Source organism: Streptomyces capillispiralis (assembly GCF_007829875.1).
Taxonomy (GTDB): domain Bacteria; phylum Actinomycetota; class Actinomycetes; order Streptomycetales; family Streptomycetaceae; genus Streptomyces; species Streptomyces capillispiralis.
Genome location: NZ_VIWV01000001.1, coordinates 5,029,274 through 5,044,251 on the forward strand (window position 1 = coordinate 5,029,274; position 14,978 = coordinate 5,044,251).

General features: G+C 73.6%; 11 protein-coding genes. 5 read left to right on the forward strand and 6 right to left on the reverse strand.

Annotated features, from left to right (window positions below; genetic code table 11):
* The first annotated feature begins 113 nt into the window (after positions 1-113).
* The 4 genes from FHX78_RS21895 to FHX78_RS21910 all read left to right on the forward strand — a co-directional run bounded on the left by FHX78_RS21895 (position 114) and on the right by FHX78_RS21910 (position 6,904).
* Positions 114-1,097, forward strand: coding sequence for an esterase-like activity of phytase family protein (locus FHX78_RS21895; protein WP_145869124.1), 984 nt, complete (start codon positions 114-116; stop codon positions 1,095-1,097).
* Between the two features lie 84 nt (positions 1,098-1,181).
* Entirely contained in the window at positions 1,182-4,889 is a 3,708-nt protein-coding gene (locus tag FHX78_RS21900; protein WP_145869125.1) for an ABC transporter ATP-binding protein, read from the forward strand.
* A gap of 101 nt (positions 4,890-4,990) precedes the next feature.
* A complete protein-coding gene (locus tag FHX78_RS21905; RefSeq protein ID WP_145869126.1) occupies positions 4,991-5,377 on the forward strand; it encodes a hypothetical protein in 387 nt (128 codons plus the stop codon).
* Positions 5,378-5,473: 96 nt separating this feature from the next.
* On the forward strand, positions 5,474-6,904 hold the full coding sequence (locus FHX78_RS21910) for a S28 family serine protease (protein WP_145869127.1): 1,431 nt from the start codon (positions 5,474-5,476) through the stop codon (positions 6,902-6,904).
* A 13-nt stretch (positions 6,905-6,917) separates the two neighbouring features.
* Here FHX78_RS21910 and FHX78_RS21915 read toward each other — a convergent pair whose 3' ends face one another.
* The 3 genes from FHX78_RS21915 to FHX78_RS21925 form a co-directional block, all read right to left on the reverse strand.
* Positions 6,918-7,562: a hypothetical protein gene (locus FHX78_RS21915; RefSeq protein WP_145869128.1), complete on the reverse strand. Its 645-nt coding sequence runs from the start codon at positions 7,560-7,562 to the stop codon at positions 6,918-6,920.
* Positions 7,563-7,717: 155 nt separating this feature from the next.
* Entirely contained in the window at positions 7,718-9,562 is a 1,845-nt protein-coding gene (locus FHX78_RS21920) for a glycoside hydrolase family 3 protein (protein ID WP_145869129.1), read from the reverse strand.
* Between the two features lie 338 nt (positions 9,563-9,900).
* Positions 9,901-10,818 carry a LysR family transcriptional regulator gene (locus FHX78_RS21925; protein WP_145869130.1) on the reverse strand — a complete coding sequence of 306 codons (918 nt, stop codon included), beginning with the start codon at positions 10,816-10,818 and terminating at the stop codon, positions 9,901-9,903.
* Positions 10,819-10,907: 89 nt separating this feature from the next.
* Between FHX78_RS21925 and FHX78_RS21930 the strand changes: the two genes are divergently transcribed.
* Entirely contained in the window at positions 10,908-11,894 is a 987-nt protein-coding gene (locus FHX78_RS21930; RefSeq protein WP_229923997.1) for an EamA family transporter, read from the forward strand.
* Positions 11,895-12,029: 135 nt separating this feature from the next.
* On the opposite strand, the gene FHX78_RS21935 is transcribed toward FHX78_RS21930, so the two are convergent.
* From FHX78_RS21935 to FHX78_RS21945, 3 genes are read right to left on the reverse strand one after another with little or no spacing between them, the layout of a single operon-like run.
* A complete protein-coding gene (locus FHX78_RS21935) occupies positions 12,030-14,210 on the reverse strand; it encodes an ABC transporter ATP-binding protein (protein WP_229923996.1) in 2,181 nt (726 codons plus the stop codon).
* Positions 14,182-14,664 (reverse strand): lasso peptide biosynthesis B2 protein, encoded by a 483-nt coding sequence (locus FHX78_RS21940; RefSeq protein WP_145869131.1) that lies wholly within the window; start codon positions 14,662-14,664, stop codon positions 14,182-14,184. Before FHX78_RS21940 ends, FHX78_RS21935 begins: the two co-directional genes overlap by 29 nt.
* Positions 14,661-14,951 (reverse strand): lasso peptide biosynthesis PqqD family chaperone, encoded by a 291-nt coding sequence (locus FHX78_RS21945; RefSeq protein WP_145869132.1) that lies wholly within the window; start codon positions 14,949-14,951, stop codon positions 14,661-14,663. The genes FHX78_RS21940 and FHX78_RS21945 overlap by 4 nt, the downstream gene beginning before the upstream one ends.
* Positions 14,952-14,978 lie beyond the last annotated feature (27 nt).

A 14,978-nucleotide genomic window follows, 5' to 3' on the forward strand; every position in this document is an offset into this window, starting at 1 on the left:
AGCAGCCGCTGGCAGGGTGACATGGACATGTAGGCACGGGGGTGAAGGAGAGGTGTCGGTCATGTGTCGGTCCGTGGTGACGCGCCGTCACCCGGCCGTTCTACGGTGGCGGCATGCGCCTGAAGAGCCTCCTCGCCGCCACCACCGCGGCCCTCGCCGCCGCCGGCTGTCTGACCGCCGCGGGACCCGCGACCGCCCAGCCGCGCGCGCAGGGCACGGAAGACCACTCCTGCTCCTCGTCCGTCTCCATCGACGGCTTCTCCGACGCCCTCGACAAGACGCGCTACGAGGGAACCTACGTCGGCAACCTCTCCGCCCTCGCCCGTGACCGGGACGGCGCCGTCGCCGCCCTGTCCGACCGCTCCGCCCTGTTCCGCCTCGACGCGCGCACCCTGCGCCCCGAGGGCGTCGTCCCGCTCGCCGACGAGAACGGCGCCCCGCTCGACGCCGAAGGACTCGTCGCCCAGCGCGACGGCAGCCACCTCGTCTCCTCCGAGACCGAACCCACCGTGCGCCGCTACTCCCCGGCCGGGAAGATCCTCGACCGGCTGCCGGTACCGGAGGAGCTGAGCACCCGCGCCCGCCCCAACGGCACCTTCGAGGGCCTGACCCTCCTGCCCGGCGGCCGCACCCTGATCGCGTCGATGGAATACCCCCTCACCGGCGACCCCGCAGACCAGATCCGGATGCAGAGCTGGCAGCGCACCGCGCACGGCACCTTCCGGCTCGGCGCCCAGTACACCTACCGCGTCGACCAGGGCCTCGGCGTCAGCGAGATCACCGCCGTCCCCGACGGCCGCCTGCTGGTCCTGGAGCGGGGCTACACCTCCGGCGTCGGCAACACCGTCCGCCTCTACCTCGCCCACCGGCACGGCGACACCTACGGCAAGACGCTCCTCACCGACCTCGCCGACTGCCCCACCCTCGGCGCCACCGCCAAGCAGCCCCAGCCCAACCCGCTCCTCGACAACATCGAGGGCATGGCGGTCACCGGACGTCACCACGGCCGGCTGAAGGTGCTCCTGGTCAGCGACGACAACGAGAACACCAACCAGACGACCCGCCTCTACGCTCTGCGCGTACGCCTCCGACCGTAACGGCGGGATGAAATCCGCTGCTGAGCGCGTTGGTGCCTTCCGGTAGATCAGGACCAGCAGATCAGGACACCGGAGGGCACCCGCGTGACACCGCAACGGGGATGGGCACGGCGACTGGCCGGATACGCGTGGCGTCATCCCAAGGACGTCGTCCTCGCCCTGGGCTCGTCCCTCGCCGGCATGGCCGTGATGGCGCTGGTCCCGCTGATCACCAAGGTGATCATCGACGACGTGATCGGCGACAAGACCCGGGACATGGCCACCTGGGCCGGCCTGCTCATCGGGGCCGCGCTCGTCGTCTACGTCCTCACCTACATCCGCCGCTACTACGGCGGCCGGCTCGCCCTCGACGTCCAGCACGACCTGCGGACCGAGATGTACGGGACGATCACCCGGCTCGACGGCAGACGCCAGGACGAGCTGTCCACCGGACAGGTCATCGGCCGCGCCACCAGCGACCTCCAGCTGATCCAGGGCCTGCTCTTCATGCTGCCGATGACCATCGGCAACCTGCTGCTGTTCCTGATCTCCCTGGTGATCATGGCGTCGCTGTCGCTGCCGCTCACCCTGGTCGCCGTCGCCGTCGCCCCCGCCCTGTGGTGGATCGCCCAGCGCAGCCGCACCCGGCTGCACCCCTCCACCTGGTACGCGCAGGCGCAGGCAGGCGCCGTGGCCGGAGTGGTCGACGGCGCCGTCAGCGGCGTACGCGTGGTGAAGGGCTTCGGGCAGGAGGAGCAGGAGGCGGGCAAGCTGCGCGAGGTCGGCCGGCGGCTGTTCGCCGGACGGCTGCGCACGGTGCGGCTGAACTCCCGCTACACCCCGGCGCTCCAGGCCGTCCCCGCGCTCGGCCAGGTGGCGATGCTGGCGCTCGGCGGCTGGCTTGCGGTGCGCGGGCACATCACGCTGGGCACCTTCGTCGCCTTCTCCACCTACCTCGCCCAGCTCGTCGGCCCGGTCCGGATGCTGGCGATGGTCCTCACCGTCGGCCAGCAGGCCCGCGCCGGCACCGAACGCGTCCTGGAGCTGATCGACACCGAGCCGTCCCTGACCGACGGCACCAGGGAACTGCCGGCCGACGCCCCGGCGACCGTCGAGTTCGACGACGTCTCCTTCGGCTACGACCCCGGCCACCCGGTCCTCGACGGCCTCTCCTTCACGATCCGCCCCGGTGAGACCCTCGCCGTCGTCGGCTCCTCCGGCTCCGGCAAGTCCACCGTCTCCCTGCTCCTGCCGCGCTTCTACGACGTCACCCACGGCGCCGTCCTCGTCGGCGGCCACGACGTGCGCGAGCTGACCACCGCATCCCTGCGGGCGGCGATCGGACTGGTGCCGGAGGACTCCTTCCTCTTCTCCGACACCGTGCGCAACAACATCGCGTACGGCCGCCCGGACGCCACCGACGAGGAGATCACCGCCGCCGCGCGCGCGGCCCAGGCGGACCGGTTCATCAGCGAGCTGCCCGACGGCTACGACACCACCGTCGGCGAGCACGGACTGACCCTCTCCGGCGGCCAGCGCCAGCGCGTCGCCCTGGCCCGCGCGATCCTCACCGACCCCCGCCTGCTGGTCCTGGACGACGCCACCTCCGCCGTGGACGCCCGCGTCGAGCACGAGATCCACGAGGCCCTCAAGGGCGTCATGCGGGGCCGTACGACGCTGCTGATCGCCCACCGCCGCTCCACCCTCAACCTCGCCGACCGCATCGCCGTCCTCGACGGGGGCCGGCTCGCCGACATCGGCACCCACGAGGAGCTCCAGCGGCGCTCCGCGCTCTACCGCCGGCTGCTCACCGACCCCGACGAGCTGGGCGCCGTCTCCCCGGGCCACACCCCGCCCGCCGGACCGCAGGAGGAGGACACCTCCGTCCGCGCGGAACTGGACGCCGAGTTCGACGCCGAACGCGGGGTGACGCCCCGGCTGTGGACCGGCGACCGCGAACCCAAGGACACCGCCCTGGCCGGCACCCCGGCCACCCCGGAACTCCTCGCCCAGGTCGAGGCGCTGCCCCCGGCCGACGACGTCCCCGACGTCGACGAGGAGGACGCCGTCCGCCCGGAGGACTCCTACGGCCTGCGCCGCCTGCTGCGCGGCTTCGGACTGCCCCTCCTGGTCAGCCTCGGCCTGGTCGCCGTGGACGCCGGCATGGGGCTGCTGCTGCCGGTGCTGATCCGGCACGGCATCGACCAGGGCGTCACCGAGGCCGCGCTCGGCGCGGTGTGGGCGGCCTCGCTGCTCGGGCTGCTCGCCGTGGCCGCCCAGTGGGTGGCGCAGATCGGCGAGATGCGGATGACGGGACGCACCGGCGAACGCGTGCTGTACGCGCTGCGGCTGAAGATCTTCGCCCAGCTCCAGCGGCTCGGCCTCGACTACTACGAGCGCGAGCTGACCGGCCGGATCATGACCCGGATGACGACGGACGTGGACGCGCTGTCCACGTTCCTCCAGACGGGCCTGGTCACCGCGTTCGTGTCGGTGGTCACCTTCTTCGGCATCATGGCCGCCCTGCTGGTGATCGACCTCGAACTCGCCCTGGTCGTCTTCGCCACCCTGCCCCCGCTGATCGTCGCCACCTACTTCTTCCGCCGGGCGAGTGTGAAGGCGTACGAACTGGCCCGGGAGCGGGTGTCCGTGGTCAACGCCGACCTTCAGGAGTCGGTGTCGGGGCTGCGGATCGTGCAGGCGTTCCGCCGCGAGCGGGACGGCGGACTCCGGTTCGCCGAGCGCAGCGCGAGCTACCGCAGCGCCCGCATCCGGGGCCAGTGGCTGATCTCGGTGTACTTCCCGTTCGTGCAGTTCCTGTCCTCGACCGCGGCCGCCGCGGTGCTGATCGTCGGCGGGGCGCGGATCGACGACGGGACGCTGACCACCGGCGCGCTGGTGGCGTACCTGCTCTACATCGACCTGTTCTTCGCGCCGGTGCAGCAGCTCTCCCAGGTCTTCGACGGCTACCAGCAGGCGTCCGTCTCGCTGGGCCGCATCCAGGAGCTGCTGCGCGAGCAGACCTCCACCCGGGCCCCCGAGAAGCCGCTCGACGTGACCTCCCTGCGCGGGGAGATCGCCTTCGAGGACGTGCACTTCGCGTACGGGGACGGCGAGGAGGCGCTCGACGGCATCGACCTCACCGTGCCCGCCGGGCAGACCGTCGCCTTCGTCGGCGAGACCGGCGCCGGGAAGTCCACCCTGGTCAAGCTGGTCGCCCGGTTCTACGACCCCACGGGCGGCAGGGTCACCGTCGACGGCACCGACCTCAGGGACCTGGACCTCACCGCGTACCGGCACCGGCTGGGTGTCGTCCCGCAGGAGGCGTACCTCTTCCCGGGCACCGTCCGCGACGCCATCGCCTACGGCCGGCCGGACGCCACCGACGCCGAGGTGGAGGCGGCGGCCCGGGCCGTCGGCGCGCACGAGATGATCGCCACGCTGGAGGGCGGCTACCTGCACGAGGTCGCCGAGCGGGGCCGCAACCTCTCCGCCGGCCAGCGCCAGCTGATCGCGCTGGCCCGCGCCGAACTCGTCGACCCGGACATCCTGCTGCTCGACGAGGCGACGGCCGCACTGGACCTGGCCACCGAGGCCCAGGTCAACCAGGCCACCGACCGGCTCGCCGGCCGCCGCACGACGCTGGTCGTCGCCCACCGGCTGACCACCGCCGCCCGCGCCGACCGGGTCGTCGTCATGGACCACGGCCGGGTCGTGGAGGACGGCACCCACGAGGAACTGCTCCGGCTCGGCGGCAAGTACGCCGCGCTGTGGCGGACGTTCGTCGGGGAGGACGTACCGGCGCCGGCCTGACGGGCGCCGGGCGTGCGCCCCGCGCAACCATCCGGCCTACGTCACGCGTCCGTACACGCGTACGCCGTTGGGCGCGGCAGGCGCGGTACGGGAGGACGACTGTGGGCAGTGGAGCGATACGCCGGAGACTCGCACTGGGCCTCGCGGTGCTGACGACGTCGGGACTGCTCGCCGTCGCCGCACCCGGTGACGCGCACGCCGCGGCGCCCTGTCCCGGGCGCAAGGTGCGCACCCTGCCGTTCTCCACCGGGTCGGTGGTCCTCTACAAGCGGGGCGGCTACGTCTGCGCCGTCACTTACGCCAAGAAGCCCGGTACCCAACGGAAGATGATGGTGTCCCTGCGGGCTCGTGGGGGCCGCCCCGTCGTCGACGAGGGCACCTACCAGCACCACGCCGGCCCGGTGACCGTGCACGCGGGCCGGCGCTGTGTGTGGGTCAAGGGCAGGGTGGGCGGCGGGTCCGTCAGCTCCGGCTGGATCCTGTGCTGAGCCGCGCCCGACCGAGGGTTTTCCCCAGGTCCCCTGGTGCTCGGGGGAGTTGATCCGCTAGCTTCCGGCGCACATCTGTCTCACAGGGGAGTGCGCATGCGCAAGGCGCTCAGATGGCTGCTGGCGCTCACGGTGCTCATAGGCACACTGAGTACGGCCGGGGCGGCCACCGCCGCCGAGCCGGAGGCCGGCACCACTGACATCAAGGAGAGACTGCTCTCCGTCCCGGGCATGAGCCTGGTCGAGGAGAAGCCGTACACCGGGTACCGCTTCTTCGTCCTCAACTACACCCAGCCGGTCGACCACCGCAGGCCCTCCAAGGGCACGTTCCAGCAGCGCATCACCGTGCTGCACAAGGACACCGCGCGGCCGACCGTCTTCTACACCAGCGGCTACAGCGTCTCCACGACGCCCCGCCGCAGCGAGCCGACCCAGATCGTGGACGGCAACCAGGTCTCCATGGAGTACCGCTTCTTCACCCCGTCCCGGCCCGACCCGGCCGACTGGTCCAAGCTGGACATCTGGCAGGCCGCCAGCGACCAGCACCGCATCTTCACGGCGCTGAAGGACATCTACTCCGAGAACTGGATCTCCACCGGCGGCTCCAAGGGCGGCATGACCGCCACCTACTACGAGCGCTTCTACCCGCGGGACATGGACGGCGTGGTCGCCTACGTCGCCCCCAACGACGTGGTGAACAAGGAGGACTCCGCCTACGACCGCTTCTTCGCGGGCGTCGGCACGAAGGAGTGCCGCGACCGGCTGAACGGGGTGCAGCGCGAGGCGCTGGTGCGCCGCGAGCCGCTGGAGAAGAAGTACGAGGCGTACGCCGCCGAGAACGGCTACACCTTCGACACCATCGGCAGCCTGGACCGGGCCTACGAGGCCGTCGTCCTGGACTACGTGTGGGGCTTCTGGCAGTACAGCACCGTGGCGGACTGCGAGCAGATCCCGGCGGACGCGAAGAACGCCACCGACGAGGAGATCTGGGAGTCCGTCAACACCATCTCCGGGTTCTCGTTCTACACCGACCAGGGCCTGAGCCCGTACACGCCGTACTACTACCAGGCCGGTACGCAGCTCGGCGCGCCGACCATCCACTTCCCGCACATCGAGAAGCAGTACGTGCGCTACGGCTACCAGCCGCCGCGCAACTTCGTGCCCCGCTCCATCGACATGGAGTTCGAGCCGCGGGCCATGCGGGACGTCGACAGCTGGGTGCGGCACAACGCCCGCCACATGCTGTTCGTGTACGGCGAGAACGACCCGTGGGGCGCCGAGCCGTTCCGGCTCGGCAACGGCGCGCGTGACTCCTACGTCCTCACCGCGCCCGGCATGAACCACGGCGCGAACGTGGCCGGCCTGGTCGCCGAGGAGAAGGCGTTCGCCACGGCCCGCATCCTCGACTGGGCGGACGTCGCCCCGAGCGCGGTCCAGGAGAACCCGGCGGCGGCGAAGCCGCTGGCGGCGTTCGACGCCAAGCTCGACAAGCGGGACGTCGAGCGGCAGCGCACGCTGCGCCCGTAGGGCGGGGGCGGGACTACACCGGGCGGGCGCAGCCCACCGGAGTGGTCCCGCCGAGCCGGACGTACAGGGCCGTGGACGCCGGGCAGTCGGACCGGTCGTCCACGGCCTTCGTCACCTCGAACTCCGGCTCCCGTCGGCCCGAGCCGTCGCAGGCGGTCTCGCGGACCTTGCCGTCGCCCAGGTCGTAGACGCAGTCGCCGACGATGGTGCGGGGCCCGCCCCCGCCACCCGGGTCCCCGGGGTGGGGCGGCTGGAGGTGGCGCATGCAGGCGTAGCCGCGCGGCACCGCCCCGTCGCCGTCCTCGTCGGAGGAGGGCCGCTGTTCGTGGATGTGCAGCACGAAGTCCGTGGTGGCCGGGCAGCGCGGCCCGTCGCGCACCGTGCCGTCGTGGCGGGCGACCACCCGGGCCGCCGCCCGTTCACTGGTGCACGACACCTCGGTGAAGCTCGTCCGGCCGAAGGAGCTGCACTCGTCGACCGCGAGGAACACCGCCCCGTACCCGGACGGCCGGGGCGGTGAGACCGTCGCCGTGGCCGGCCCGCCCGCGCGGCCGTCCTCCTCGGCGGCGCCGCCCGGCGCGCCCTGGCAGCCGGTGAGCAGCACCGCGCCCGCCGCCGCGAGCACGGCGAACGTCCCCCACCCACTTCTCACGCGCATCGTCATCCCCCCGGACATCCCCCGACCAGCGTGACCCGGCGAGCCGGGTGACGCCAGCCATGTGGGGTGCTTTGCGCACCTTGGGTATGGTGCGTCGGGTGTGTGACGTACGGGTGCTACGTCCAATCGGGGAGGGCGGCGCCCGCGTGTGGCGGCTAGTACCTCAGCCCGTGGCCGACGGGATACAGCACGGCCGCCGGGTCGTCGGCCCGCTGCACCGGCACCGGGAGCGTCCCGCGCGGGTCCGCCTCGCCCGCGATCACCCGCGCCGCCGCCCGCAGTTCGACGTCGGTCCAGGAGTACGACGCGACGTACGCGGCGACGCCGGGCAGGTGGGCCACGTCGTAGGGGTTGCGGATCGCCACCGCCACCACCGGGGTGCCGGTCGCCAGGAGCTGTTCGACCAGGGTCTTCTGGCCGCTGGACGCCGTGACGTTGTACGTCCCGACGACCACCGCGTCCGCGTCCCGGGCCGCGGCCACCGCCTTGGCGACGGTCGCGGAGGACGGTGCCGTGCCGGTGGACAGGGCGGTGGCGGTGAAGCCCAGCTCGGTCAGCGCGCCCGCGAGGACCCCGGTCGGCGGTCCCGTCGTCCCGGACGGGGAGGCCGGGTCGGCGCCGACCACGAGCAGCCTCGGCCGGCTGCGCGGGGACAGCGGCAGCAGTCCGCCCTCGTTGACCAGCAGGGTGGTGGTCCGCTCGGCGATCCGGTCGGCCGCGGCCAGGTGCGCGGGGGTGCCGACCGTGCGGTCGACGCCGGCGTGACTGACGTACGGGTCGTGGAACAGGCCCAGTTTGGCCTTGAGGCGCAGCACCCGCAGGATCGACTCGTCGAGCCGGGACTCGGTCAGCTCGCCGCCGCGGACGGCGTCGAGGACCGCGTTCCAGGCCACGTCCAGGGAGGGCGGGTTCAGCAGCTGGTCCACGCCCGCCTTCAGCGCCAGCACGGGCACCCGGTCGTCGCCGTACTTGGTGCGCACGCCCTCCATGCCGAGGGAGTCGGTGACCACGACCCCGTCGTAGCCCAGCTCCTCGCGCAGGATGCCGGTGAGGATGGGGCGGGACAGGGTGGCCGGGTCCTCGGAGTCGTCGAGCGCGGGGACGACGATGTGCGCGGTCATGATGGAGTCGATGCCCGCGGCGATCGCCGCCCGGAACGGCGGCGCGTCCAGCCGCTCCCACTGCTCGCGGGTGTGGTGGATGTACGGGAGCTTGGCGTGGCTGTCGTCGACCGTGTCGCCGTGGCCGGGGAAGTGCTTGGCCGTCGAGGCGACGCGGGACGACTCGTACCCCTTGACCTCGGCGGCGGCGAGCCCGGCGACCGCGTGCGGGTCGGAGCCGAAGGAGCGGACGCCGATGACGGGGTTGGCCGGGTTGACGTTGACGTCGGCCACCGGGGAGTAGTTCTGGCGGATGCCCAGGGCGCGCAGTTCGCGGCCCGCGATCCGGCCGACGGTGCGGGCGTCGGCGCGGGAACCGCCCGCGCCGAGGGCCATCGCCCCCGGGAACAGGGTCGCCGGCTCGCCCACGCGGGCCACGATGCCGTGCTCCTGGTCGGTGGAGATCAGCACGGGCAGCCCGCGCTCCAGTCCGAGGGAGGCCTTCTGGATGCCGTTGGACAGGTCGGCGATCTGGTGCGGGGCGCGGGTGTTGTGCGCCCAGGCGAAGTAGATGATGCCGCCGACCCGGTACCTGGTGAGCAGTTCGGCGGCCGTGCGCACGCCGATCTCCTTGAGGTTGGCGTCGATGTCGGCCTGGTCGGGGTCGGTGGCGGAGTGGCCGTAGACCCGCATCACGAACAGCTGGCCGACCTTCTCCTCCAGCGTCATACGGGAGATGAGGGCGCGGAGCCTGCGGTCGTCGGGGGCGGACGGGCCGGTGGCCGCGTGGACGGCGGGACCGGCCGCGAGGGCGGTGGTGACGCCCGCCGTCGCGGCGAGGACGGTGCGTCTGGACGGACGTGCGGTGCTTCCCGTGCTTCCGGTGCTGCTGTCGGGCACGTGCGCTCCTTTGGAAGGTGATCCGCGGGGACCGGGGATCCGCTGAAGGAAACTGCCGGGACGTCACCAATATCCGGGAAGTTTCTGCCAGTCAAGGGCGCGCGCAGCAACCGGGAGGGGCCGTCATCGGCGCAGTTGGAGGGGGGCGCGCCGATGACGGCGTGCTGCCGGCCGGGGCACGGCGGAGAGGGTTGGTCAGCGATCGCAGCCAGCAGCGAGGGCCGACACCGCACCACGGGGACTCATCCGGCAGCTCGCGTATGGGACGGGCGGAGACGGGGACGGGTTCCCCGCCCGGGCCCGATGTCCCGAAGTCGGGACCGGGGGTCCGCGAGGGGTCAGCGGGGCGTGTGCGCCGACACGGCCGGCCAGTGCCCGCGCAGCGTGCGGACCGTCTCCGCGATCGCCGGGCGGCGGGCCGCACCGGTCCGCCACAGCGCGTACAGCCGTCGTACGGGCATGGGGTCCAGCGGCACCTCCACCACCCCCTGCGGCAGCGGGCCGCGCCCCAGCCGGGGGATCAGCGCGATACCGAGCCCGGCCGCGACCAGGGCGACCAGGGTCGGGTTCTCGTCGGCCTGGTGGACGATCTCCGGCTCGTGCCCGGCCGCCCGCAGGGTGCGCACCAGCCACTCGTGGCAGACCCGCCCCGGCGGCTGGCAGATCCACCGCTCACCGCCCAGCTCCTCCCGCCGCACCGCCGTACGCCCCGCGAACGGATGGCCCTCCGGCACCAGCAGGTCGCACAGGTCGTCCCCGATGACCGCCTGGTCCACGCCCGCCGGTGCGGGCAGCGGCGCGATGTCCCAGTCGTGCGCGACCACGAGGTCGACGGCGCCCTTGGCCACCAGGTCCACGGAGAGGTGGGGGTCGATCTCGGTGAGCCGCGTGTCCAGCGCCGGGTGCCGGCGCGCCAGGTCGGCCAGCACGGGCGGCATCAGCCCGCGCGCCGCCGAGGCGAACGCGGCGACGGTCAGCCGCCCGGCCGGCACCCCGCGCCGCTCCTCCAGCTCGGTCTCCGCCCGCTCCACGATGGCGATCAGCTCCTGGGCGGCACGGACCAGTTGGTGCGCCTCGTCGGTCAGCCGCACGCCCCGGCCCTCCCGCTCCAGCAGCACGGTCCGGGTCTCCCGCTCCAGCTTGGCGATCTGCTGGGAGACGGCGGAGGAGGTGTACCCGAGCGCCACGGCGGCGGCCCCGACAGTGCCGTGGACGGAGACGGCGTGCAGGGCGCGCAGCCGCTGGAGGTCGAGCATGACGGCTCCCGATCAGTTAGTGATGCTTCATCCAACCATGCAGAAATCATCGCTGGTGCTGAAGTGTGGTGGGCGGTGATCCTCGACGCATGCGACCTTCCCACCTGCTCCTCGCCGTGCTCGTCGCCGTCGTGTGGGGGGTGAACTTCACCGTCATCGAGATCGGGCTCGGCCACTTTCCGCCGCTGCTCTTCTCCGCCCTGCGCTTCCTGGTGGCGGCGCTGCCCGCGGTGTTCCTCGTGGGGCGGCCCAAGGTGGCGTGGAAGTGGATCGTGGGGGTGGGGCTGGCGCTCGGGGTGGCCAAGTTCGGGCTGCTGTTCGTCGGCATGGACGCGGGCATGCCCGGCGGGCTGTCCTCCCTGGTGCTCCAGATCCAGGCCGTGTTCACCGCCCTGTTCGCCTTCGCGCTGCTCGGCGAACGGCCCTCCGGCATCCGGCTGGTGGGCATGGCGGTGGCGCTGGCCGGGATCGGTGTGGCGGCGGCCGACGAGGGCACCTCGGGCCCACTGCTCGGCTTCGCCCTGGTCGTGGCGGCGGCGGCCTGCTGGGGCGTCTCCAACATCCTGACCCGCAGGGCGGCGCCCCCGGACGCCCTGAACTTCATGATCTGGGTGAGCACGGTGCCGGTGCTGCCGCTGCTGGGCCTGTCCCTGCTGCTGGAGGGCCCGTCGCGGGACCTGGAGGCGCTGCGCGGCCTCGACTGGCAGGGCGCCGGCACGGTCCTCTTCGTGGCCTGGGTCGCCACCGTGTTCGGCTTCGGCGCCTGGGGCTGGCTGCTGCGCCGCCACCCGGCGTCCACGGTCGCGCCGTTCTCCCTGCTCGTCCCGGTGTTCGGCATGTCGTCGGCCGCGCTGTTCCTGAACGAGCCGGTGACGGACCTGCGCTGGCTGGCGGCGGCCCTGCTGGTCGGCGGGGTGGCCCTGACCTCGCTGCCGACCCACCGCTTGGCACCGACCCGCGGGCGCCGGTCGGGCCGCTTGTCGCCGACGCGGGCCCCGGAGCCGTCCCCGGCCCCGGACCCGGAGGGGGGCCCGGCCCCGACCTCGGACCCGCGTCCGGTGGTGGGTCGCCCCTGACCCGGTCAGCTCGCGGCGGCCGGAGTGCGGCCGACTCCCGCCGCACCGGCACGGCCCCGGACGGGGTTGCCGGTGTGGCGTCCGGCACCGTTCACCGGCCCCGGACGGGGTTGCCGGTGTGGCGTCCGGCACCGTTCACCGGACCCGGCCCGATCCGGACGACACCCCTGGCTGGTCACCCGGCCCGGACCCGACGGCCAGGCCGTCGAGGCCGACGGCCCCGGCCGCACCGGCCGTGTCCCCGCCCCCGCCCTCCCGGGCCACCCGCGCGTTCCCGCCGTCCCGGGCCCCCCGCGCGTCGCCGTCCTCTTGGGCTACTCGCGCGTTCCCGCCCTCCCGGGCCACCCGCGCGTTCCCGCCGTCCCGGGCCACCCGCGCTTCCCCGCCCTCCCAAGCCTCCCGGGTGGCGTCGACGGGGACCCCGGGCCCGTCCCGGGTGACGGCAGGGTGGTTCCCAGGCCCCTCGCGGGTGGCGCCGCCGGGGGCCGGAAGGCCGTCGGCGTGCGCGGGGCCGACAGGGCCCCGGGGCCCGTCGCACGAGGCGTCGGTGTGATCCGGGAAGCCGTCGGCGTCGGGCTGCTGGGCGCGGAGGAGGCGCCGGTAGTGCTCACTGCCGGCGACCAGCTGCTCGTGGCTGCCCGTGGCGACGACCCGCCCCCCGTCCAGCACGACGATCAGGTCCGCGGCGCGCACCGTCGACATCCGGTGCGCGATGACCAGCAGCGTGCACTGCGCCGACACGTCCCGGATCGACCGGCGCAGCGCCGCCTCGCTGACCGCGTCCAGATGGGCCGTCGGCTCGTCGAGCAGCAGCAGCCGGGGCCGGGCCAGCAGGCTCCGGGCGATCGCGATGCGCTGCCGCTCGCCCCCGGACAGCGCCACCCCCCGGTCCCCGGCGTCGGTGTCCAGACCGCGGGGCAACCGGCTCACCAGGTCCGTGAGGTGGACCCGTTCCACCACCCGGTCCACCTCCCCGGGCGTCGCGTCCGGCACCGCGTACGTCAGGTTCTCCCGCAGCGTGCCGTACAGCACCGGCGCCTGCTGCTCCACGAGGCCGATCCGGGCCCGGTACGCGGACCGGCCGACCGTGCGGATGTCCCGGCCGTCGAACTCGATCCGGCCGCGGTCGGGATCGTAGAACCGCTCGATCAGCGCGAACACCGTGGACTTCCCGACGCCGGAGGTGCCGATCAGGGCGACGTGGGCGTGCTCGGGCACCTCGAACGTCACCCCCCGCAGGACGGGCCGGTCCGCGTCGTAGGCGAACCACACGTCCCGGAACGCCAGCAGCGGTGTCCGCCCGGGCCGGGGCTCCGGCGCGGGGCCCGGCCCGGTCTCCCGCTCCACGGGCAGGGCCATGACCTCCGTGACCCTGCGGTACGCGCCCACGCCCTGCTCCATGGTGCTCAGCGACTGGAACACCGAACCGATCGGCCCGATCAGGTACACCATGTAGAGCAGGAACGCGGCCAGGTCCGCCACCGATCCGCCCCGTCCGGCGACCCGCATGCCCCCGACGAGCAGCACCACGACGAAGGAGCCCTTGACGGCCAGTTCGACGGCCGGTGCCACCACCGCGTCCAGCCGCGCCATCCGCACGCTCCCCGCGTACGCCGACCGGGCCCGCCCCCCGATGCGGTCCGCCTCGCGCTGCTCGGCCCGGCTGGCGCGCACGGTGCGGATGGCGCCCAGCGCCCGCTCCAGGTCGGCGGTCATCGCCCCCGTCGCCTGCTGGGTGACCAGCGAGGCCGCCGAGATGCCCCGCAGCACCGAGCCGACCAGCACCGTGGCCAGCGCCACCACGGCCAGCACGATCAGGAACATCAGCCAGTCCAGCCAGATCATCAGCGCCACCACGCCGATCAGCCCGATGCCGCCGGTCACCGCGTCCGTGAAGCCCTCCGCGACGAGCAGCCGCAGCGTGGTGCTGTCGCTGCTGACGCGGGAGATGAGGTCGCCGACGCGGTGCCGGTCGTACTGGCGCATGGGCAGCCGCAGCAGATGGCGGATCAGACCGATCCTGATGCCCAGCACGATGCCCTCGCCGGTCCGGGTGAGCGCGTACTGGGCGAGGCCCTGCACCACCGCCTGGGCCAGGAAGAAGACGACGAGCAGGGTGACGTCCGGTCCGATCGCCCGCTCGGCCGAGGCCGCCTCGATCACCCGCTTCACCAGCAGCGGCTGGGCCAGGCCGAGCGCCGAGGCACTCAGCATCAGCAGCACGGCGCCGGCGATCCGCCGCCGGTGCCCGCGCAGCAGGCGCAGGACGTCGCGGGGGCCGACCCGCCTATCCGCGGCGGCCCGCTGCCCGCTCACGGTCCCGCCCTCCCGTGGCACGGCCGGCGGACCCGCCGCACGGCACGGTGAACAACGGCCGGAAGTAGTCCGGCGGATACTCCTCGCCCACCGCCACACCCTCCGCCTCCACCCAGGCGTGCGCCCCGAACGGCGGCAGGCGCCGCGCGCCCACGCACCAGGTGGGCCACTGGCCGTCCAGGCGGCACAGCAGGGCGGTGGCCAGGGACCGCGGAAGGCAGCCCTCCCGGCCCGCGCACGCCAGGCTGACCGAGACCACCGCGTCCCGTGCCGCCCGGGTGCGCGCCACGGTGGCGGGACGGGCACCGCGGCTCACCCGGCCCAGCAGGGTGCGGATGAGCCGCGGACGCCGGCCCGCGAGCACCCGCGCGACGGCCACCACGAGCCGCACCAGCATCCGGTACGGCAGCGGCACCGCACGGGGGTCGTGGGCGACCACCTCCGGCGAGCTCATGTCCGCCGCCCGCGCGGCCGGGGCCCCTCGTCCTCCTCCACCAGACCGGCCGCGCGCAGCTCACCGATCAGCTCCCGCACGTCGTCCTCCGCGCTCACGGCGTCCACCGCGTATCGGGTGGTGAGCGCCCGCACCGCCGCGGGGATCTCCTCGCCGCCCAGCAGGGTCCGGACGACCGTGGCGGCGGTGGGGTTCAGGGTGAAGTACTGGTCGCCGTCCTCGTCCAGCAGGGCGATGCCGTACTCGGTCTCGGTCGTGAACACGCCCGCACGCAGCTTCAGCGTCATGATGTCTCCCTCGTCCGTCAGGCGTCC

Coding starts and splice junctions, on each gene's coding strand:
- FHX78_RS21925 (WP_145869130.1), bottom strand. CDS start 10,818: ATGCTCGACCTCCAGCGGCTGCGCGCCCTGCACGCCGTCTCCGTCCAC.
- FHX78_RS21895 (WP_145869124.1), top strand. CDS start 114: ATGCGCCTGAAGAGCCTCCTCGCCGCCACCACCGCGGCCCTCGCCGCC.
- FHX78_RS21910 (WP_145869127.1), top strand. CDS start 5,474: ATGCGCAAGGCGCTCAGATGGCTGCTGGCGCTCACGGTGCTCATAGGC.
- FHX78_RS21930 (WP_229923997.1), top strand. CDS start 10,908: ATGCGACCTTCCCACCTGCTCCTCGCCGTGCTCGTCGCCGTCGTGTGG.
- FHX78_RS21915 (WP_145869128.1), bottom strand. CDS start 7,562: ATGCGCGTGAGAAGTGGGTGGGGGACGTTCGCCGTGCTCGCGGCGGCG.
- FHX78_RS21940 (WP_145869131.1), bottom strand. CDS start 14,664: ATGAGCTCGCCGGAGGTGGTCGCCCACGACCCCCGTGCGGTGCCGCTG.
- FHX78_RS21945 (WP_145869132.1), bottom strand. CDS start 14,951: ATGACGCTGAAGCTGCGTGCGGGCGTGTTCACGACCGAGACCGAGTAC.